The organism is Clostridium sp. BJN0001, assembly GCF_022869825.1.
GTDB lineage: Bacteria > Bacillota > Clostridia > Clostridiales > Clostridiaceae > Clostridium.
Genome location: NZ_CP094971.1, coordinates 747,853 through 764,689 on the forward strand (window position 1 = coordinate 747,853; position 16,837 = coordinate 764,689).

The window sequence follows — 16,837 nt, forward strand, 5'->3', positions numbered from 1 at the left end:
ATGGCAGCAAAGTTTGCTAAATCAATCGATGAAGGGATAGTAAAGGAATATATTCCTCTAGTAAAATATATAGCCTCTAGAACAATGTACGGTAAAAATAATAATTTTGACTTTGAAGATATAGTAAGCTACGGAATGATTGGCCTTATTGATGCAGTAAATAAATTTGATGCAGGAAAAGGAATGAAATTCTCATCATATGCAGCTCTTAGAATAAGAGGTTCTATAATAGATCAATTAAGGAAGATGAGACCACTTTCTAAAACAGCTATGGACAGGCTTAATGCTTACAATAAAGCGGTTGAAGAATTACAATCAAAGTTTTTAAGAGAACCTTCAACTTTAGAAATTGCTAAATATTTAAAAATAGATATTAATGAAGTTGTAGAAATTGAAAATAATATAAATTATATTTCTATGGTTTCACTTGAAAATGTTATTTTTACTGATGATGATGATGTAAATTTAATGGGTGTAATTGAGGATAAGAGGAGTCCAAATCCAGATAATATAATAGAAGATAAAGAAAAAGCAGAGATACTAGAAAAGGCAATTTCAATGCTTAAAGAAAAAGACAGATTAGTTTTAAATCTTTATTATTATGAAGAACTTACTTTAAAAGAGATTGGAAAAATTCTTGAGGTATCAGAATCAAGAGTGTGTCAGCTTCATAGTAGAGCTATAAGAAATTTAAGAGATTGTATGAAAAAACTTCATTATATTTAATTTTTAATAGAAAAGGTGTGAATTTATTTGCCAGTATTTTTAATACTTATAGGATTTTTTCTTATTGTATATGCAGGTATTTCAATAAATAGAGATAAAAAAGTATCTATAAAAAATAATGAAAAAGTAAAGTCTTTTGATAAAACTCTTAATGAATCTAAAAATAATATATCTTCTGATAAGTTTGAGCTTGGGATATTAAGAAGAGATATTGGAGAGAGTTTTACTGAACTTCAGATGGAAATAGAAAGCATAAAAAAATTTATAAATATGCCACAAAATATTAAACAAGATGATAAAAAAGACGATAATAATGATAGTGGAGTTATATCAGAAATAAAATTTTCATCTAAATCACAGAAAATAAGTAAACTTATTATTTCTGGTATGAGTGATGATGATATATGTAGAAAACTTAAAGTTGATAAGGGGGAAGTGTTATTAGTAAAAGGATTATTGAAAAAATAACAAAGCTTATAAAGCTTCTTATTGATAAAAGAGTTTTGCTTGGGATAGGAATAGGAATTATTATTGCAACTTTGTGCATGACTTTTTATAAATACAAGATATCTTTATCTGACAGCGAAATAGAGCAGAGGGCAAGAGATCTTGGAATGAATTATCAAAGTGAATTTAAAGCAGTATTAAAGGGAGATGAGAGTAACTAATGATCAGAAGTTTTTATACAACAGTTTCTGGACTTATTACACTTCAAAATGAACAGGAAACTATAACAAATAATTTAGCTAATATAAATAATAACGGTTTTAAAAAATCTCAGCTTACAAAGCAGAGTTTTGACGATGTACTTCTATCAAATAGACAGAAAGTTTCAGGAAAAGATTATGTAAGAAATAACATAGGAAATTTAAATCTTGGAGTAAAGGTAAATACAGTTAAGACTATGCATACACAAGGCCCTTTTAAGACCACAGAGAGTCCTTCTGATTTTGGAATAGATGGAAGAGGCTTTTTTGTAATAAGAGATGGTAATCAGCAGATGTACACAAGAGATGGTAATTTCAAAATTAGTACTGATGGATATTTAACTACAAATGATGGCTATGAGGTACTTGGAAGAAATAATCAAACTGGAGAAATAGAACCTATATATGTGGGTGATCATAAATTTACATTAGATGGAGATAATGGTCTTAGAATGGAAGATATAGGTGCTACACCAGATACACTTCTTACAGCTGATTTTCAGTCTTATGATAATTTAAAAGTAGTAGGTAATAATTTTATAACTTCAGATAATCCTATTTATGATGCTAAGGTTACTGCAAGGCAGTATGTGCTTGAAAAATCAAATGTAAATCCTACAGAAGAGTTTGTAAAGCTTCTTGAAGTAAAAAGACAGTTTGAAACTAATCAGAAGTTTATAAAAATGCAGGATGAAACAGTTGATAAAGCATGTAATCAAATTGGAAGAGTTTAATTTTATGAGAGGAGAATCTTAACATGATTAATATTTTTAAGACAGCAGAAAGTGGAATGAGTGCATATCAAGAAGAGTTAGATCATTTATCAAATGACCTTGTTAATATGAATACAACAGGATACAAAAAGACAGATGTTGGTTTTAAAGAACTTCTTATGGAAAAATTAGATAGAAGAGGAACTCCTCTTGTTGATAAAACTGCTGTAAATGGAACAGGAGTAAAGACCGGGTATACATATAAAATAAGAACACAAGGAAATTTAATATCAACTGGAGTAAGTACAGATGTTGCATTAGATGATGATGGACAAGGACTTTTTGCAGTTACATTAAGAGATGGTTCTATTGCATATACAAGAGATGGAAATTTCAAGGTAGATAGTACGGGTGTATTAGTTGATTCTATTGGAAGCAGAGTTTATATAGAATATGAGCCTGGAGCATCAGAAGGTGAGCCTAAGCTTTCGTCTAAAGATATGACAATAAGTGAAGACGGAGAAATTTCATTAAAACAAGGAGAAGACGAAGTTAAGATAGGAAAAATTCCTGTATTTACTGCAATAGGTGATAGAGCTTTCTACTCAATAGGTAACAGCTATATGAAACCTCAAGATCCTACAGAAGTTACATTAAGTACGGACTATAGTATGCAGCAAGGAATGCTTGAAAATTCAAATGTTGATACTACAGAAACAATGACTGATGTAGTTTCCACTTCTCGTGCATTTCAAATGAGTTCTAAAGCACTTGAAGTTGCAGATGAACTTTGGGGAATGATAAATAATATGAGATAATTTCAAATTAACAAAGGACGATGGACAAATGACAAATTAGGAGGTTTCTGCTCAGTCGCAGAAACGTAGAATTTATTGAGCTTTCGCTTCAGGCGAAAGCTTTAGTTTTTTGCGAGAATCGAAAAAAACCATACAATGAAATTCCGTAGGAATTTCCACCTAAATTGTCCATTGTCCATTGTCAATTAGATTGGATTGCCACCTAAATTATCAATTATCCATTATTAATTATCATTTGCACAGTATTTAAACCTGATTTGTCATTTGTCCTTTAACAATTTGTCATTTGAACTGTTCTTTACATTTAAATAATTAACAAGTAAAATAAGAAATGAATATATTAAATGAATTAAAATTTAAGGGGGATTTACATTGAAAGATGTAGTTTATGTTACTGGACATAAGAATCCGGATTCAGATTCAATATGTGCAGCAATTGCTTATGCAGAATTTAAAAATGATACTACTGATTTAACAGCAGTTCCAGTAAGACTTGGAAAAGTTAATCAGGAAACACAGTATATTCTTGACAGATTTAAAGTTAAGTCACCAGAATATTTAGAAACATTAAGAGAAAAAGTTGAAGATTTAAAAATAGATACAGTAGCACCTATTTCTTCAGATATTTCATTAAAAAAAGCATGGAATATAATGAGAGACAGCGGATATAAATCATTACCAGTAGCTGATAATAACGGAAGACTTACTGGAATAGTATCTGTTTCAAATTTAACTTCTTCATATATGGATATATGGGATAATAATTTATTAGCAAAGAGTAAAACTTCTATTGATAATATAATAGATACATTATCTGCAAAATCTATATACATAAATAAAGATACTAAAGTATTTGGTGGAAAAATAACAGTTACAGCAATGACACCTGAAAGTTTAAAAAACATCGTAGAAGAAGGAGACATTGCAATTGTTGGAGATAGAGAAGAAGTACATAAGGCATTAATTGATATAAAAATATCATTAATGATAATTACAGGATCTAATAAGCTTGAACCTGGATTATTAGAATCTGCTAAGAAAAATGGAGTTACAGTAATAAGTACACCTCATGATTCTTTCACAGCTTCAAGACTTATCGTTCAAAGTATTCCAGTAAGCTATGTAATGGTAACTAAGAATGTAATATCATTTTCACTTGATGATTTAGTAGAAGATATTAAGGATGTAATGGCACAAACAAGATACCATAGTTATCCTGTAACTGATATTGATGGAAAAGTTGTTGGAACAATTTCAAGATATCATTTAATTTCAAATTATAAAAAGAAAGTTATTCAAGTTGACCACAATGAAAGAGGACAGTCAGTTGATGGACTTGAAGAAGCACAGATTCTTGAAATAATTGACCATCATAGAATTGCAGATATTCAAACAAATAGTCCTATTTACTTTAGAAATGAACCAATAGGAAGTAGTTCAAGTATAGTTGCAAAATGTTTCTTTGAACATGGAATAAGACCATCTAAGAAGATTGCAGGACTTTTATGTGGAGCTATTATTTCTGATACACTTTTATTTAAGAGCCCAACTTGCACAGAGCAAGATAAAACTTTATGCAAAAAACTTGCTGATATTGCAAGAATTGATAATATAGAAGAGTTTGCACAGGAAATGTTTAAGGCAGGAACATCTCTTAAAGGAAAGAGTGTAGATGAAATATTCAACTCTGATTTTAAGCCTTTTACAATGGGAGACCATAAAGTTGGTATAGCTCAAGTTAATACAATGGATATAGATGGATTTATGCCTTTAAAAGATGACATGATAAAATACATGGGAGATCTAGCAAATGAAAAAGGATATTCTGTTACACTTTTATTATTAACAGATATATTAAAAGAAGGATCTCAGATTTTAGTTGAAGGAAGCAATCCTGAATTTGTAGAACAAGCTTTTAATGTAAAGCTTGAAGATAAAATGGCATTTTTACCAGGAGTATTATCAAGAAAGAAACAGGTTGTACCTCCTCTTACAAATGCAATAAACAACCAGTAAATAATAATTAACAGTTTTATAAGAGAAAACTTCAAAAACTGTGAATTAATAAGGGAAGTATTATATTAAGATAAAGTTATGCTTTATTTTATGTAATACTTCCTTTTTATTTTTTTAGTAATAAAAGGAGTAATACAGAACTATATATAAGTATATAAGTTTGTGAGGAGGAAAAAAATTGTGATTGAGAAGAAGGAATTGTCAGCAGGATTATCTACATCTGAAGCTGAAAAGAGGCTTAAAAAATTTGGGCTTAATGAACTTAGAAGTAAAAAGAAAACTTCAGCCCTAAAAATATTTATATCACAATTTAATGATTTTATTGTATGGGTTCTTATTGCTGCAACAGTAATTTCAGGGATAATAGGTGATATTGCTGATGCAGTAACTATACTTGTAATAGTTATAATTAATTCACTTTTAGGCTTCATTCAGGAATTTAAGACTGAAAAATCACTTGAAGCACTGAAAAGTCTTGCTGCGCCAACATGTAAAATCGTAAGAGATGGAAGCATAAAAGTTGTAAATTCAATTTATCTTACAATTGGAGACAGAGTTATTTTAGAGTCTGGAGACAGAATACCAGCAGATGGAATATTTGTAGAGTGCTCAGGTCTTGTTGTTGATGAATCTCTTCTTACAGGTGAATCTGTAGGTGTAAATAAAGATACAAAAAAGAATAACAAAGGATATATGGGAACAACAATTGTAAAAGGAAAAGCTATTTTTAACGTTTCTTCTATAGCAATGGAAACAGAAATGGGAAAGATTGCAGGACTTATTGAAAATATTGATGATGAAAAATCTCCACTCAGTAAAAAACTTGATTCACTTGGAAAAGTTTTAGTTGTTATATGCCTTATTGTATGTGCAATGGTTACCATACTTGGAATTATTCGTGGAAATAATATAACTGAGATGTTTCTTTTAGGTGTAAGTCTTGCAGTTGCAGCAATACCAGAAGGGTTAGCCGCAATAGTTACAGTTGCACTTGCACTTGGTGTATCAAGAATGCTTAAAAGAAATGCACTTATAAGAAAGCTTCCTGCAGTTGAAACACTTGGTTGTACTTCTGTTATATGTTCTGATAAGACAGGGACTTTAACTCAAAACAGAATGACTGTAAAAGAGGTCTATCTAAATGGTTATAATTATAGGCTCTCTCATGAGAAACTTAAAGATTACAAAATGTTTATGAAGTCACTTGTATACTGTAATGATTGCAGCTACGATTTTACGAAAAAAAATATGGATGAAGCTTTGCATGGAGATCCTACAGAAACTGCTCTTATAAGATTGTTTTTTAATGATACAAAAGCTCTTCATACTTTTATAAACTCAGCTGAACGTATATTTGATATTCCATTTGATTCAACAAGAAAGATGATGTCTGTTATAGTAAAAGAACATGGAAAAGAAAAATGTTACGTAAAAGGTGCACCTGAAAGGGTAATAGAAAAATGCAGTTTCATACTTGAACATGGAAGAGTTAAAACATTTACTATGGCAAAGAAAAAAGAAGTAAATGAATTTATATCATCAATGTCATCAAGAGCATTAAGGTGTATTGCAGCAGCATACAAAGAAGAAAAGTTATATAAAGACAAAAGAATTGAAGAAAATCTTATTTTTATAGGAATAGCAGGAAGTATAGATCCTCCTAGAAAAGAAGCAGAAGATGCTGTTTTAAAATGTAAACTTGCAGGTATAAAGCCTGTTATGATAACTGGAGATCATCCAAACACTGCCCTTGCAATTGCTAAATCTTTAAACATATGTACAAGTAAAGATCAAGTAATGACAGGTGATGATCTTAATAAAATTTCTGATGATGTTTTAAGCAAAAAAACAGATAAAGTAAGGGTATTTGCAAGGGTATCTCCAAACCATAAGTTAAGAATTGTAAAAGCCTTTAAAAGTAAAGGAAATATAGTTGCAATGACAGGAGATGGAGTAAATGATGCTCCAGCAATAAAAGAAGCTGATATAGGAATAGCTATGGGACTTTCAGGGACAGACGTTACTAAAGAAGCTTCGTCTATGATACTTATGGATGATAATTTTAAGACAATAGTATCTGCGGTAGAAGAGGGAAGAATAATTTATGATAATATAAGAAAATTTATAAGATATCTTCTTTCATGTAATCTTGGAGAAGTTCTTACAATGTTTCTTGCAAGTATTTTTTATCTGCCAAACCCATTAAATCCAATTCAGATACTTCTTGTAAATCTTGCAACAGATGGTCTTCCTGCAATAGCACTTGGTGTTGATCCAGCAGATAAAGACATAATGAACCAGATGCCGAGAAAGAAAAATGAAAGCATATTTGCAAGAGGTCTTGTTGAAAAGATATTAATAAGAGGATCGTTAATAGGAATATGTACTCTTCTTGCCTTTATGACAGGAAGATACTTTAGAATGGATTTAAAGACATGTAGAACACTTGCTTTATGTACACTTGTATTTTCACAGCTTATTCATGTATTTGAATGTAGGTCCGAAAGACACTCAATATTTGAGATAAATTTATTTAGCAATATTTATCTTTTAGGAGCTGTAGTTATTTCAATAATTATGATATGCTGCGTTTTATATATTCCTTTCTTAAGAGTAATATTTCATACAGTTTCACTTAATATTGCACAAATTTTGATTGTAATATTTTATTCTGGAATAATAGCTCTTATAAATAGTGTATATTTACTTATAAAAAGCAAGTAAAATAACAAAGAACAAATGACAGTCCAAATGACAAAGCACAAATGACAGTCTAAATGACAAAGCACAAATGACAAATGACAAATGTGGATGTTTCTGCTCAAAATCGCAGAAACGTAGAATTTATTGAGCTTTCGCTTCAGGCGAAAGCTGTAGTTTTTTGCGAGAATCGCAAAAAAACCATACAATGAAATTCTGAAAGAATTTCCACCTAAAATTATCGGAGGGCTCCCCGTTAAATGGACAATATTAAGTTAATACTCGTTAATTCTTAATATTCTGTAATTATGCTGCTAATTTCATTAGATAGTAATCATGAGGAGGAATATATCCAATAGATGAATGTATTCTCTCATGATTATATCTATAAACAAAATCACCTACATCATTTTTTATGTGATCTAAATTCCAATATATCATTCCGGTAAGGCATTCATCTTGAAGATATCTATGATATGATTCTATGAATGCATTATAATTTGGACTGTGTACTGGAATTCTTTCATGAAGAACACCTTCATCAAGGCATCCTTTCTCAAAAACTCCACTAATAAATTGACTACCGTTATCGGTACGAAGTACTACTGTTTTATCTTTAGCATAGTTTAAGCCTCTGTTATATAGAGCTTCTAACATAACTTTTTTAGCAACAGAACCTGTAGCAGATAAGTCAATTGAATATGCCACTATTTCTCTATCAAAAACATCGATTATTGAAGTTATATAGGCTGTTTTTTTATTACCAGCAATAAATGCATATTTGATATCCATTTGCCATAATTGATTAGAAGCTGTAACTTTTCTGCTTTCGCAGGTACGTGACATTCTTCTTTTCTGTCTTTTATAGTAGTTTCCTAATAAATTTAAATTTTTCATTAGTCTTCTAACTTTCTTCTTATTAATTTTTAAATTGTACTTCTTTCTAAATCTTAACTCACCGGTAACTTTTTTATATCCATATTTTCGCGATGTTTTCTTACTTCTAATTTCTGTTATATACTTTTGAATAGTTATATCAGATATTTTGATATTATCGAATGTTAAACTGTATCCAGGGACCTTTCTACCTACGTTAGCGTAGCTTCTTTTAACAATATATTTCTGTTTTGAATAATATGTGGATCTAGAAATCCGTAATATTTTAAGTACTATTGTTACTTTATATCCAAGTTTAATCCATTTGTGGGCACTTAAAATTTTATATTCTAGTGTTATTTGTTTTTTTTTAGAAGATCTTCAAGAATAGCTATTTTTAGTTTTTGCTCCTCAATTTTTTCCTGAGCTTTTTTGTATTCACGCTTATAATTAGGTATCAATTTTGTATCTTTTGGTTCTTTTGGTTCTAGTGTTTGCCTATATCTACGGTAATTATTTACCCAATAGCTTAATTGTACAGCATTAATATCATATTTTTTAGCAATAAGTATATTGCTTCCAGACTCTAAAACTTCAGTAACAAATTTAACTCTTTCTTTCTCTGTAAATGTTCTTCTAAATTTAATTTTCTCCATATAAAAAGACCTCCTAATTATCATATTTATATATTAATTATTTTAATTAATATTGTCCAATCTAATTAGGGGGGCTATAAGTTATCAATTATCCATTATTAATTCTCAATTTGACTGGAATTTTAACATGATTTGTCATTTGTCATTTAACAATTTGTCATTTTCCTACAGTTCGTCTAGTGATTTAAATTCATATCCCTCGTCTTTTAATTGCGAAAGTACAGATTTTAAAATTTTTGCGTTTGTATCAGATACTGCGTGAAGAAGCATTATGCATCCAGGATGACTTCCATTTGTTATTTTTTTTACTGCAAAATCATCAGAAGGCTGATCATGAATAAGCCAGTCTTTATATGCAAAACTCCAGAATATTGTTTTATATCCAAGCTCTTTTGTCATCTCAAGAGATTTTTGTGAGTATTTACCCATAGGAGGTCTAAAATATTTTTTCATTTCTTTGCCTGTTACACGCTTGTAAGCATCTTCAACCCCTGTAAATTCAGCTTTAAATTTAGAAGGATCAGTTATCTGAGCCATTGATGGATGATGAACTGAATGATTTCCAACTATGTGTCCTTCGTCAGCCATTCTTTTTATAAGTTCAGGTTCTTTGTCTATATACGGCTTTACAACGAAAAAGGCTGCAGGTATATTAAGTTCTTTAAGAGTGTCAAGTATCTTAGGTGTGTTTCCATTTTCATACCCTTCATCAAAGGTAAGATATATAACTTTTTCATCTGTATTTTTTAAATAAAATGCATCATTCTCTTTTAAAAATGAAAATGATTCTCTTGGACATTCAGAAGGATTTCCTTTTCCCTTGCTTACATAATACCAGTTAAGTTCACCTTTAGGATTAATTGCCGCTGAAAAGATGCTATCAAGATCTTCTGCATCTTTTAAGTCGCCTATAATATCATCATTTATTACACATTCGTCATCGCAAGCTTCTACTGCTGATGAATTTGCACTTTCATTATTATTTTCTATAGCTTTTATATTTGTTTTGGGAATTATAAAAGACATAATGAGTGGAATTATTAAAAATTTTATTGAATTCCTATTCAAAACTAACACCTCATTTATTATAAATTTATATTTTTAGTTTTTACAGAAAGTAAAAATATAATCAAGAGAAAATATGGATATTTATTAAAATCATTTTTTGAAAGTTGAAAATTAAGTATATCTAGAGTATAATTTTATAGATATATTAAACATGAAATATATGAAAGGAATGTACATATAATGAAGTTAGGTATAGTTGGTTTACCAAATGTAGGGAAAAGTACACTATTCAATGCAATCACAAAGGCTGGTGCAGAATCTGCAAACTATCCATTCTGTACAATTGAGCCAAATGTTGGTGTTGTAAGCGTGCCAGATAAAAGATTAGACGTTTTAGAGAAAATGTATAATTCAAAGAAAAAAGTTTATACAGCAATTGAATTTTACGATATTGCAGGACTCGTAAAAGGCGCATCAAAAGGCGAAGGTTTAGGAAATAAATTTTTATCTCATATAAGAGAAGCTGCAGCAATAGTTCATGTTGTAAGATGTTTTGATGATGAAAACATAGTTCATGTAGATGGCTCTGTAGATCCTATAAGAGATATAGAAACAATAAATTTAGAACTTATTTTTTCAGATTTAGAAATTCTTGATAGAAGAATTGAAAAAACAGTAAAGGTTGCAAGATCAGGAGATAAGAGAGCAAAAAAAGAACTTGAGATTATGGAGAAGATAAAAGTACATCTTGAGAATAATAAACCTGTAAGAACTCTTGAAACTACTGAAGATGAAGATGAGTTTATAACAGGACTTTTCTTAATTACATCAAAACCAGTACTATATGTATGTAATGTATCTGAAAATGATATTTCAGAAAACAATGGTCAAAATGAATACGTAAAGAAAGTTGAAGAATATGCTACAAAAGAAAATTCTGAAGCTTTAGTTGTTAGTGCAAAAATAGAAGAAGAGTTATCTGGTCTTGAAGATGATGAAAAAAATGAAATGCTTGAAGCATATGGTCTTGAAGAATCAGGTCTTGATAAAGTAATAGAGGCAAGCTATAAATTATTAGGACTTATAAGCTTTTTAACAGCTGGAGAACCTGAGGTAAGAGCATGGACAATAAGAAAAGGAACTAAAGCACCACAGGCAGCAGGTAAGATTCATACAGATATAGAGAGAGGCTTTATAAGAGCTGAAGTAGTTTCATATGAAGATTTAGTTGAATGTAAAAGTGAAGCTAATGCGAAAGAAAATGGAAAATTCAGACTTGAAGGAAAAGATTATGTTATGCAGGATGGAGATGTAGTTAACTTCAGATTTAATGTTTAATAAAAATATAAAATATTAATTTCTGTATTTATAATTCTACATTCTTAATTAATAAAGAGGCTGCGGAAGCCTCTTTATTTTCTTTAAGTAGATTTTATTTTTAAATTTTGGTAAAATAATATTTATTAAATAGAAGGTGGGTGATTTATTTAATGTCTGAAAAGCTAAGTATTGAAAAGAAAAAAGATTATATTTCATCATCGCTTACAATGATTATTACACTAGTTATGATTCTTATAATTTCGCTTTTATGCAAAACTATAATGGGGAAAGCACCTAATACAAAATCAATTACTATCGCTGAAAATTCAGCAGAGGAAGCATTTTATAACAGAGACTATGAAAGGTCAATAAATTTATATGAAGATCTTTTAAAGAAGGATCCATGGCCATTATATAAGGTGAAAATAGCTGAAATTTATTCTATACAGGGTGATTATGACAAATCTAATGCACTTTTACAAGAAGCTTATGAAGACAGAAACAGCATAATAGACACCGAGGGAAAAGAAGACTATGAGGATAAAGATAGAGAACTTGCAAACTATATAGTCTTTACTTTTTATATGAATGGTGAGTATAAAAAGGCACTCGAGTATGGGGAAATGTTTTTTAAAGATTATAGTGATGATAAAAAGTTATTAAAAACAATGTTTACTGTTTATATGACTAATCATGAAATTGATAAGGCAAAGGACATAGTAAATGATTATCCAGAAGACGATAGTGATTCTAAGGATTTGGCTAATCTTGGAAGAATGTATATGCTTATTGATGATTATGATAATGGATTCGACCTTTTAAAAAAGGCATATGAAAATGATAAAGATGAAGTTAAGGTTTTTGATGTAATAGCACAGATAGCAGATTATAATAAAGACAAAATAATGAGGAAGATATCAGACTTATCTAAGAAAGACGAGGATGAAGATGTTTATAAGCTATGGATGGCAAAAATTTATTCTATGAGTCCGTATTCAGCTTATGAGTCACTTGATATATTAAATGAAATAAGAGATAGTGAAGGAGATAGCATAAATTTTAAGCTTATTGAGTCAAATGCATATGAAAATAGTGGAGATGAAGAGGAATCAAATAAAATATTAAGCTTAATAATATCAGATAAGGATAAATCATTTATAGGATATCATACAGCTGCATGGCAGGAATTTAACGATGGAAGTTATGATAATGCTTTAGATGATTGTAAAAAAAGCATACTTTTAAATAAGGATTATGCAGATAATTATGGATTTTTAATTCCTGAAATTATGGAAAAACAGAATAAAGAAGATGAGGCTGAACCATACTTTAGAACAGCTTTATATAAGGAACCTTTTAATTATAATATAATGATAAAAATTGCTAAATATTATTTAAATACAAGTAGTGATAATAATATGTCACTTAAATATTATAATCTCGCATCTAAGATAAAACCTGATGATGCAGAAATATATTATAATATAGCTCTTATTAACATAAATGAGCAAAATAATAATGAGGCAGTCCTTAATCTTAATAAATGCATAAAGATAGATCCGCAAAATAGTAAATATTTTAGAACGATTAGTACTGTCTATTCTAATATTGGAGAAAACGAGAAAGCTCTTAAAAATATAAAGAATGCTTATGCACTTAACAAAAATGATATTTTGACTTTAAATAATGCAGGATGTTATTATATCTCAGTTGAAGGCGATATACAAAGAGGAATGGTAAACTTAAAAGCAGCTTATCAAGAAATGGATGAAGATACAGGAGACGATGAGAGAAAGATAATAACAGATAATTATTCAAAAGCAAAGAAAATATATGACGAGTACAATAAGATGGATGGAAGAGATATAAGTATACCAGAATTTAAATTATTCTACTAGTTAACTCTTTATAATGGGGGAGATATTTATGGATCAGACTAAGGCGAACAATATAAGGATAATAAGTGGGTTAATAATAGCAATTGTTATAATAATTCTGTGTATAATAAATACTATTCAAGGAAGAAGAACTGGTCTTAAAGTTATATCTTGGGATAATTATTATAACGAAAATAATATACAATTTTTTTATGAAAATCAAAAAAGTGATAAAATTGAAAAACTTAATGCAGCTTATAAAGTAAGTGATTTTGTAGGCTCAGAAAGTTCTGAAATTGAAAAAGTTCTTAAAACAGTTGAAATTCTTAATAGTATAGTTCAGATAGATGATGTAGCAGATACAAATATAACAAATGGAGCTGACATAATAACTTCTTTAGAAGGAAGAAAAAAAGTTTCTTTAAATGATGCTTCAATAATAGAGAGAGATCTTATTTATGCTGCGGGTTTTTATTCAAGAATAGGCACATTTAGAAAAAAAGATTCTCAATTTAAAGAAAAAGAAGCTCAGTATAATGTAATTGAGTATTGGAGCAATGAAGATCAAAAATGGGTAATGATTGATTTTAGAGATTTAGGATACTTTAGCAGTGCAGATAAGAAATTATCTGCAGTAGAAGTTATGAATTCTGAGATAAAGGATATATCATATCTTGGTAATACTTCACAAAATGATTATAAAAATATGATAAAAAAATATCTTATATCATATTCACTTAATATAGATAATACAATAAAAAAAGATAAGAGTAATACGCAAGTAACGTATCTTGTAGATAAGGCAGTACCTGAACTTAAATATAATAATGCATTTGCACCGCCTTCTATATTTACAAAGAAAAAGGAATTATTCGAAAAAAGTCCATTTAATTCAGAACTACAAGAAGATGAAAAAGCGTATCTTCTTGTAGTAGCAGTTCCAGATAAGGATACTGAAAAAAATAAATTGAAAGTTAAATTATTATTATCAGCATTTAAGGATGATAAGATAGTTAATTCATTTTATATAAAAGTAAATGATTCTGATTTCGAAAATATCAGCAAATATAAAACAATAGATTTACCAAAAGGAAAAATCAAGCTAGAACTTTCTTTAGATGGTGAAAATGTTATTGATACCGTAGAAATTGATAACCAAAAAGAAGATTACAGCTAAATAATAAAGATAATTGAAAGTGAGTGAAGAGAGTGGACATTATTTATATTTTGAAAGCAGCTATCGTAGCTATAGTTGAAGGACTTACTGAATTTATACCAGTATCATCTACAGGTCATATGATTCTTACATCAAGCATTATAAATTTTCATGGTAGTTTCGTAAAAATGTTTGAAGTTGTAATTCAGCTTGGAGCTATATTAGCAGTAGTTGTATTATATTGGAACAAAATAAGAGACAGCTTAATAGATTTTTTTACATATATATTTATAGCAATAAAAAATCTATTTAGAAGTCTTAGTGGTAAACCTACAGAGAGATTAAGAGGTCAAGTAGGATTTAAATTCGGAATAAATGTAATTATAGGTTCTATACCTGCCTTAATTGTGGGCATGCTATGCTATGATACAATAAAGGAAAAGCTATTTTCAGCATGGGCCGTTATTGTAGGCTTTTTAGTTGGAGGTATACTTCTTATAGTAATTGAAAATATTTTTAGAAAACAGAAACATAAGATAAGAGATGTCGATCATATAAGCTATCTTCAGTCTTTTAAAATAGGATGTTTTCAATGTCTTTCTATGTGGCCTGGAATGTCAAGAAGTGCATCTACTATAATGGGAGGCTGGATATCAGGACTTTCAACACCAGTAGCTGCAGAATATTCATTCTTTTTAGCAATACCTGCAATGGTAGGTTCTTCTTTTATAGATCTTTTAAAATTTGATTATTCGCTTATGGATTCTACAAAAATCACAGCATTAATAGTAGGATTTGTTGTAGCTTTTATCGTTGCACTAGTTGTAATGAAGAAATTTGTAGATTATTTAAAGAAGAAACCAATGAGAGTGTTTGCTGTCTATAGAATAGGAGCTGCAATTGTATTTACAATCCTAATGTATATGGGATGTTTATCTATGCAGTAGTGTTAAATAAAATTAACAATTATATCCTCTAATAGATATAAAAATAAGAATATTTAAAAAAGTTTTTGAGTAAGAATAAAGTATAAGTTCTGTTTGGAATTATATTTTATTCTTTTTTATTATTTGGATATTTTTAGTATTTGGAGGAGTATATTATGGAAAAGGGAAGAAAGAAGATAGCACTTTTAACAGGAGGAGGAGACTGTCCTGGATTAAATGCTGTTATAAGAGCAGTTACAAGATCTGCAATACTTAATTATGGATATGATGTTATAGGGTTTAAATTTGGCTATAGAGGTCTTTACAAAAATGATTATATGAATCTTGATTTAAAATCTGTATCAGGATTAATATCAAAAGGAGGAACAATACTTTATAGTTCAAATAAAGATAATCTTTTTGATTATACAGTTATAGAGAATGGAAAAGAAGTAAAAAAAGATGTATCAGATGTAGCTATAGAAAATTTAAAGAAAGATGGAGTTGATGCTCTTGTAATAATAGGTGGTGATGGAACTTTAACATCTGCTAGAGATTTTTCAAGAAAAGGAGTGAATGTTGTTGCAGTTCCTAAAACAATTGATAATGATTTAGGTTCTACTGATATTACATTTGGTTTTAATACAGCACTTAATACTGCAACAGAAGCTCTTGACAGGCTTCATACTACAGCAGAATCACATCATAGAGTTATGATTCTTGAAGTTATGGGAAGAAATGCAGGATGGATTGCATTAGAGTCTGGAATAGCAGGCTCAGCTGATGTTATATTAATACCAGAAATACCATACAGTATAGAAAAAATAGCTGAAAAGATAGAGAGCAGGAAAAAAGAAGGAAAGGAATTTACTATAATTGTTGCAGCTGAAGGGGCAAAACCTGAAAATGGTGATATTAGCGTTGCAAAAATAGTAAAAGATAGTCCGGATCCTATAAGACTTGGAGGAATAGGCAATAAAATTTTAGAAGATCTTGAAAAGGTAGTAAAAGAAAATGAAATAAGATGTACTGTTTTAGGTCATCTTCAAAGAGGCGGCACAACATGCACATTTGATAGAATTTTATCCACAAGATACGGAGTATATGCAGTTGAACTTATCGCAAAAGAAAAGTATGGAAATATGGTCACTCTTAGAGGAAACAGTATATCATATGACAGTCTTGAAAATGTAATAGGAAATAATAAAACTGTTGATAAAAATGGAGAACTTGTTATGACCGCTAAAAAAATAGGAATAAGCTTTGGCGAGTGAGGGAATACCAAAGGACAAAGGACAAAGGACAATTGACAAATGTTGAGGTTTCTGCTTGGACGCA

Annotated in this window: 15 protein-coding genes; 12 read left to right on the forward strand and 3 right to left on the reverse strand. The window is 29.5% G+C overall.

The genetic code is table 11. The features are described from left to right. The 7 genes from MTX53_RS03560 to MTX53_RS03590 all read left to right on the forward strand — a co-directional run bounded on the left by MTX53_RS03560 (nt 1) and on the right by MTX53_RS03590 (nt 7,704). Complete coding sequence (locus tag MTX53_RS03560; protein ID WP_244834852.1) at nt 1–726, forward strand: FliA/WhiG family RNA polymerase sigma factor; 726 nt, start codon at nt 1–3, stop codon at nt 724–726. A gap of 27 nt (nt 727–753) precedes the next feature. Next, nucleotides 754–1,194, forward strand: a complete 441-nt coding sequence (locus MTX53_RS03565) for a hypothetical protein (protein WP_244834853.1) — start codon at nt 754–756, stop codon at nt 1,192–1,194. 35 nt (nt 1,195–1,229) lie between these two features. Next, nucleotides 1,230–1,394 carry a hypothetical protein gene (locus tag MTX53_RS03570; RefSeq protein ID WP_244834854.1) on the forward strand — a complete coding sequence of 55 codons (165 nt, stop codon included), beginning with the start codon at nt 1,230–1,232 and terminating at the stop codon, nt 1,392–1,394. Beyond that, a complete protein-coding gene (locus MTX53_RS03575; protein WP_244834855.1) occupies nt 1,394–2,167 on the forward strand; it encodes a flagellar hook-basal body complex protein in 774 nt (257 codons plus the stop codon). The genes MTX53_RS03570 and MTX53_RS03575 overlap by 1 nt, the downstream gene beginning before the upstream one ends. Before the next feature lie 23 nt (nt 2,168–2,190). Further along, nucleotides 2,191–2,964, forward strand: coding sequence for a flagellar hook-basal body complex protein (locus tag MTX53_RS03580; RefSeq protein ID WP_244834856.1), 774 nt, complete (start codon nt 2,191–2,193; stop codon nt 2,962–2,964). Nucleotides 2,965–3,336: 372 nt separating this feature from the next. Beyond that, the gene (locus tag MTX53_RS03585; RefSeq protein WP_244834857.1) at nt 3,337–4,980 is read left to right on the forward strand and encodes a putative manganese-dependent inorganic diphosphatase; all 1,644 of its coding nucleotides are present in this window, start codon (nt 3,337–3,339) and stop codon (nt 4,978–4,980) included. Between the two features lie 180 nt (nt 4,981–5,160). Further along, entirely contained in the window at nt 5,161–7,704 is a 2,544-nt protein-coding gene (locus tag MTX53_RS03590; protein WP_244834858.1) for a calcium-translocating P-type ATPase, PMCA-type, read from the forward strand. A 282-nt stretch (nt 7,705–7,986) separates the two neighbouring features. Here the strand turns inward: MTX53_RS03590 and MTX53_RS03595 are convergent, their stop codons facing one another. The 3 genes from MTX53_RS03595 to pdaA all read right to left on the reverse strand — a co-directional run bounded on the left by MTX53_RS03595 (nt 7,987) and on the right by pdaA (nt 10,280). Further along, entirely contained in the window at nt 7,987–8,916 is a 930-nt protein-coding gene (locus MTX53_RS03595) for an IS3 family transposase (protein ID WP_348521809.1), read from the reverse strand. Then, a complete protein-coding gene (locus MTX53_RS03600; RefSeq protein WP_244834859.1) occupies nt 8,913–9,212 on the reverse strand; it encodes a transposase in 300 nt (99 codons plus the stop codon). The genes MTX53_RS03595 and MTX53_RS03600 overlap by 4 nt, the downstream gene beginning before the upstream one ends. A gap of 165 nt (nt 9,213–9,377) precedes the next feature. Next, entirely contained in the window at nt 9,378–10,280 is a 903-nt protein-coding gene (gene pdaA / locus MTX53_RS03605) for a delta-lactam-biosynthetic de-N-acetylase (protein ID WP_244834860.1), read from the reverse strand. A gap of 180 nt (nt 10,281–10,460) precedes the next feature. On the opposite strand from pdaA, the gene ychF reads away from it, so the two are divergent. The 5 genes from ychF to MTX53_RS03630 all read left to right on the forward strand — a co-directional run bounded on the left by ychF (nt 10,461) and on the right by MTX53_RS03630 (nt 16,773). Further along, nucleotides 10,461–11,558 carry a redox-regulated ATPase YchF gene (ychF, locus tag MTX53_RS03610; protein WP_244834861.1) on the forward strand — a complete coding sequence of 366 codons (1,098 nt, stop codon included), beginning with the start codon at nt 10,461–10,463 and terminating at the stop codon, nt 11,556–11,558. Between the two features lie 152 nt (nt 11,559–11,710). Beyond that, the gene (locus tag MTX53_RS03615; protein ID WP_244834862.1) at nt 11,711–13,438 is read left to right on the forward strand and encodes a hypothetical protein; all 1,728 of its coding nucleotides are present in this window, start codon (nt 11,711–11,713) and stop codon (nt 13,436–13,438) included. A gap of 28 nt (nt 13,439–13,466) precedes the next feature. Next, nucleotides 13,467–14,594, forward strand: a complete 1,128-nt coding sequence (locus tag MTX53_RS03620) for a hypothetical protein (RefSeq protein WP_244834863.1) — start codon at nt 13,467–13,469, stop codon at nt 14,592–14,594. A 32-nt stretch (nt 14,595–14,626) separates the two neighbouring features. Continuing rightward, nucleotides 14,627–15,520 carry an undecaprenyl-diphosphate phosphatase gene (locus tag MTX53_RS03625; protein WP_244834864.1) on the forward strand — a complete coding sequence of 298 codons (894 nt, stop codon included), beginning with the start codon at nt 14,627–14,629 and terminating at the stop codon, nt 15,518–15,520. A gap of 155 nt (nt 15,521–15,675) precedes the next feature. Next, on the forward strand, nt 15,676–16,773 hold the full coding sequence (locus tag MTX53_RS03630) for a 6-phosphofructokinase (RefSeq protein WP_244834865.1): 1,098 nt from the start codon (nt 15,676–15,678) through the stop codon (nt 16,771–16,773). Nucleotides 16,774–16,837 lie beyond the last annotated feature (64 nt).

Coding starts and splice junctions, on each gene's coding strand:
- ychF (WP_244834861.1), top strand. CDS start 10,461: ATGAAGTTAGGTATAGTTGGTTTACCAAATGTAGGGAAAAGTACACTA.
- MTX53_RS03600 (WP_244834859.1), bottom strand. CDS start 9,212: ATGGAGAAAATTAAATTTAGAAGAACATTTACAGAGAAAGAAAGAGTT.
- MTX53_RS03575 (WP_244834855.1), top strand. CDS start 1,394: ATGATCAGAAGTTTTTATACAACAGTTTCTGGACTTATTACACTTCAA.
- MTX53_RS03615 (WP_244834862.1), top strand. CDS start 11,711: ATGTCTGAAAAGCTAAGTATTGAAAAGAAAAAAGATTATATTTCATCA.
- MTX53_RS03560 (WP_244834852.1), top strand. CDS start 1: ATGGCAGCAAAGTTTGCTAAATCAATCGATGAAGGGATAGTAAAGGAA.
- MTX53_RS03580 (WP_244834856.1), top strand. CDS start 2,191: ATGATTAATATTTTTAAGACAGCAGAAAGTGGAATGAGTGCATATCAA.
- MTX53_RS03620 (WP_244834863.1), top strand. CDS start 13,467: ATGGATCAGACTAAGGCGAACAATATAAGGATAATAAGTGGGTTAATA.
- MTX53_RS03630 (WP_244834865.1), top strand. CDS start 15,676: ATGGAAAAGGGAAGAAAGAAGATAGCACTTTTAACAGGAGGAGGAGAC.